The organism is Microvirga sp. HBU67558 (assembly GCF_018069605.1).
GTDB lineage: Bacteria > Pseudomonadota > Alphaproteobacteria > Rhizobiales > Beijerinckiaceae > Microvirga > Microvirga terrae.
In genome coordinates this window covers 1-842 of sequence record NZ_JAGPUP010000273.1, presented here as the reverse complement: position 1 = coordinate 842, position 842 = coordinate 1, and the positions used below count along the sequence as shown (strand labels likewise).

Sequence of the window (842 nt, the reverse complement as noted above, 5' to 3'; positions counted from 1 at the left end):
CTTCCATCCGCGGCCCTCGCCGCGTAGGCTTCAATCCGGTGTCTCAAAAACTGCGGGCGGTACAGCATCGCGGCGTCCGGGTAACAAGGGCAGGCTTTTGGCCTGACTCGGGCTCGGGCTGGCATGTGCAAACTAACTAGCACTGATCCTGCTTAGAGGCGCCACGAATTGGAGGTTTCAATGATAAACTTACTTGCACATTGGCTCGCTTCCCTTGACGAGCAGAGCAGAAACTCAGGAAGCACGGATATGTCGCATCTACGGCAGTTGCGCCTCTTTCATAGGGCACGTCGAGGAAAGGGATAGGATAGTCTGCGAGGAGCAACCGGTCACCGATTACCCAGGAGACGCGCCGCATCGTCCAGGACAGCGTAGGCTCACCCGAAGGGAGCGAATATGCATTTAGAGGCTGGTGAGCAATTATCGTTCCTTTCGCGTGAGGCGGCGCAGCAGGATGCGGCTCATGGCGAGATAAAGCAGCATCTCGCCATGAGCCGCTCATAATCCTTGGCCAGCCGCCGGTTGGTGGTCAACCAGGCGATGGTCCGCTCAACAACCCACCGGCGCGCGAGCACCTGAGAGCCGCTCGGTCGCGTTGGCGGCTCTGCGTCAGCCCGCATCCAGGTGCCTCCGCTCCACCAGTGCTGCGGAATGGACAGCTTCCATCCGAGCGCTCAGCACAGCCAATCCTTCAATCCACGATAAGCCGTGTCGGCCCACATCAGCTCGATGGCCGGGAAGAGATGCTGCAGCCCCTCCAGCAAGAGTTCGGCTCCAGCGCGATCATGAATGTCGGCGGGCTGCACGCTGTTCTTCAGCAGATTGCCTTGCGTATCAACGAG

At 59.6% G+C, this 842-nt stretch carries 1 protein-coding gene; it reads right to left on the bottom strand.

Going from position 1 to position 842, the window contains the following annotated elements; translation table 11 throughout:
• Positions 1-674: 674 nt before the first annotated feature.
• Positions 675-806, bottom strand: a complete 132-nt coding sequence (locus tag KBI52_RS33825; protein WP_371823093.1) for a hypothetical protein — start codon at positions 804-806, stop codon at positions 675-677.
• Positions 807-842 lie beyond the last annotated feature (36 nt).